This window comes from Nostoc sp. CCY0012 (assembly GCF_963920855.1).
Classification (GTDB): domain Bacteria; phylum Cyanobacteriota; class Cyanobacteriia; order Cyanobacteriales; family Nostocaceae; genus Cyanocohniella.
This window is the reverse complement of record NZ_CAWUDM010000210.1, coordinates 1-3,134: the sequence shown is the minus strand read 5'-3', so window position 1 is coordinate 3,134 and position 3,134 is coordinate 1. Positions and strand designations below refer to the sequence as shown.

4 protein-coding genes are annotated in these 3,134 nt (G+C 41.6%); all 4 read right to left on the bottom strand.

The window, feature by feature from the left end:
* Positions 1-31 precede the first annotated feature (31 nt).
* The 4 genes from ACM0OS_RS28620 to ACM0OS_RS28605 all read right to left on the bottom strand — a co-directional run bounded on the left by ACM0OS_RS28620 (position 32) and on the right by ACM0OS_RS28605 (position 3,013).
* Positions 32-529 carry a class I SAM-dependent methyltransferase gene (locus ACM0OS_RS28620; protein WP_414546564.1) on the bottom strand — a complete coding sequence of 166 codons (498 nt, stop codon included), beginning with the start codon at positions 527-529 and terminating at the stop codon, positions 32-34.
* A 297-nt stretch (positions 530-826) separates the two neighbouring features.
* The gene (locus ACM0OS_RS28615; protein WP_414546563.1) at positions 827-1,408 is read right to left on the bottom strand and encodes a YdeI/OmpD-associated family protein; all 582 of its coding nucleotides are present in this window, start codon (positions 1,406-1,408) and stop codon (positions 827-829) included.
* A 70-nt stretch (positions 1,409-1,478) separates the two neighbouring features.
* Positions 1,479-1,613 carry a hypothetical protein gene (locus tag ACM0OS_RS28610; RefSeq protein WP_414546562.1) on the bottom strand — a complete coding sequence of 45 codons (135 nt, stop codon included), beginning with the start codon at positions 1,611-1,613 and terminating at the stop codon, positions 1,479-1,481.
* Positions 1,614-1,750: 137 nt separating this feature from the next.
* Complete coding sequence (locus ACM0OS_RS28605) at positions 1,751-3,013, bottom strand: hypothetical protein (RefSeq protein ID WP_414546561.1); 1,263 nt, start codon at positions 3,011-3,013, stop codon at positions 1,751-1,753.
* Positions 3,014-3,134 lie beyond the last annotated feature (121 nt).

Sequence of the window (3,134 nt, the reverse complement as noted above, 5' to 3'; positions counted from 1 at the left end):
AGCAACGGTTTCCAGACCATCTTGCAGGTTTTTACACGTATCTCGGCTCAATACCAGTAGGTGCAACTGTTGTCTGTCTGGCAATTGATCCTCGATGCCATTTCAAATATACAAAGTTGAGCGGAATGGAAATTGTACTATAAGCATAATCGAGCAGGCTTTTCTCTTGATAAAGCCCAAGAATTAGTAGTTTTCCAGAAGGGCGCAGTAGCAATTTTATCTTCTTTAAAGCTGCTTCTATGTCCATATGGTGTAATGTAGCGATCAACACAATCACATCGTAATCTGCTTCTGGTAAGTCGGCTACAAGAAAGTCAGCCTTTAAGTAAGAAATATTGGCAGCAGGATTAAGGATTGATGCCTCTGCTAAGACTGCACTATCAACATCAAGTGCATCCACAACTTCGGATTGCTTTGCCAGTTTCCACGTGAAAAAACCTAACCCACAACCTACATCCAGGGTACGGTGGACTCTCCTCGGAATTTGGTGCAATAGATAGCTATGGTAATGAGCATTATGGTTCCACATTGCTGATTAAAATGAGTCAAATTCTAACGGTGTCTAATGGTGAAGTGCGATCGCTTGATCATATATTTTGTTAAGAAGTAACCTACCGAACTAAATACAAAATGTAGTGCCATTCTACCTCAAACCAAGTCGCTTTGCCTGTGAAGCAGGGGACTGACAAAAATTAAATTAACGAATTTTGAAAGAGAAGATATTTAGGCAAACTATACTTTATTACACCACCAGCTAAGTAGCGTTGACCAAAATATTCACATTGAGAGTTCGCACATTTTTTTCTAAATTGATGAAATTAACTCATCAGTTCAATGGATTTTTATTATTTTCAGCTTCGATTATAGTTTGCTTAATTCGCTTCAACCTAGTTTCTGGACGTTTTGCACTCTCAATCCAAAATAGAATGTTCTTCTTCAATGAATTACTAAATGCCTCAAAATTAAGATGGGCTGAAGGGTTTGCTTCTAAGGCTTGCTTCAAATCTATGGGAATTATCAACGCTTCAATGGCATCCAAGGAGTTCCACGAGCCATCTTGTTTTGCCACTTGAATTTTTTCTAGACCGGACTGAGTTATCAAGCCTTGTTCAATTAGCTCTTCAATATATTGCTTATTTAATTTTGACCATACACTTTTAGGTTTTCGAGGGGTGAAGATTTGCTGATAACGGTCTTCATCCAATGATTTGACTTTACTGTCAATCCAACCAAAGCATAAAGCTTCTTTGACTGCTTCGCTGTATTTAACGCTTGGTTTGCCGCTTTTGATTTTGTAGTAAATCAACCATATACCAGACGAAGTAAGATGATTGTTTGACAACCACTCACGCCAACAGATGCGATCGCTGGCATAAATACTTTCCAATTGCTCCTCAAATTTTGACATTACTAAAGATATAGTTGAACTGCTAAATATACATTTTCGCAGTTTATTTTAGTGAATTAGAAGAAGAGTTTCACCCCATCCACTCAACCCAATCGGGAGCAGCTGCCACCAATTGAGCAAAACCCTCTGGGCAAACCTCCTCAAATTCCAGTATCACCCCCCAACGCTGATCACTGGTTAGAGTACTGAGTATTTCTTGAACCACTTCCACCCCTCTTTCTACCTGGTGAGCAACTAACTGAGCATAATATTTAACTCGCTTCCACCAAGAATCACTTTTTTGAATTCAAAATGCAAAATTCAAAATGCAAAATGAAGAATAAGAAAAATTTGGGAATTGATTCATTCTGGGTATAAGCCCCCATTAATCTCTTTAATTTTGAATTTTGAATTTTTAATTTTGAATTGGAGCGAAGCGACTTCACTGAGTTGTTCATTCGTGTCCACACCCCCCCGTTTATTATTCCCGTCTTCATTAATGGGGGGTGTGGACGGCGTGTCGATGCCATACTGTGTCTGCATCTTGGCAGCATAAGCAGCATTACGTTCTTGCTCCTCCTGCCGTCTTTTTTCCTTCTCTTCCCTCTGTCGTTGACGGTACTCCAAGACGTTTCGAGCAAACACCACATCTTCAGTATTCAAACGATAGTACCTCACCCGTTTACCATCCTCAAGCGGTCGCCGCGATTCTGTAGACAAACCTAATTGCGCGAGATACTGCCCCAAAATCCATACTGGTGATTCATCCAGTGGTATGGTCAGGTTGAGAATGCCCTTGATGTGAGGTGTATTACGTTTGGAGAATTGTGCGATCGCTTCAACAACTGCCTCATTACCTGTAACTTCAATCCCATCCATCAAATCTGTCAACACCGTCCTCAATCCCAGCCGATGACGCATGAGCCATGACGTAGAATGGTTACTCCAATCGGTGCAGATGCTTAAACGTTCACGCTCCGACTTATCTCTATCAACAACCACAGCAGGCGGTGTGACAAATTCTCTTCCCTGGTCATCAGTGATTGTTTCCCCTGGTTCTGCCAAAATTGCTTCAAGCGCAACAATCTTTTTAATCAGCCTTCCCCCGTCATCTTTTTCCACCAATTCCGGGGTAACGCTCATGCCGTAGGTGTCCTGAATGCGGAACTTTTCACACTCCAAAATCTCCTCTGGCTTGAGATAATCCTGATGCTGTCTGCTGGTGTAAGTCCTTCTGTCGATATCTTTGGCGTTGGCAACTTTACGATAATGCTCCTCATCAATGGCAATCCCGGCTGCCTTCATCCATTTCTGCGCCCCTTCATCAGCACTATCTCCGGCTGGCACAATCGTATTGCCCATTTCTTCTAGGAGTGATCGCAAGTCAGCCCGTAAATTATTAATTGACCAATTGCGTTGGGCTTCAATTTGACAACTGGTATCCAATGCCCAATTTTTCTCCGCTCCCCGTTTTCCCGTTTCTTTATCGATCCGGATTAAATAGGCCGTCATCTCGTTTTTCTGAAGAATCCTTTCTTTGATACGCCGCGCATTAGTTTCGGCATAACCAAAGGGAGGACGAGGCGCAACCCAAATATACATCGGCACATCAGGACGATATTGCAATGCTTATTTATGCAATATTGCATACATAATACTGTATTCGAGTCAGCATAAAAGGTGAATGCATAATACAATACTGTAGCCAAATTACGAGGGTTCAATGGCTGTAGAAGCATTGTGAATA

Excerpts from the sequence above, each read along its gene's own strand:
- ACM0OS_RS28620 (WP_414546564.1), bottom strand. The coding sequence starts at position 529 with ATGTGGAACCATAATGCTCATTACCATAGCTATCTATTGCACCAAATT.
- ACM0OS_RS28615 (WP_414546563.1), bottom strand. The coding sequence starts at position 1,408 with ATGTCAAAATTTGAGGAGCAATTGGAAAGTATTTATGCCAGCGATCGC.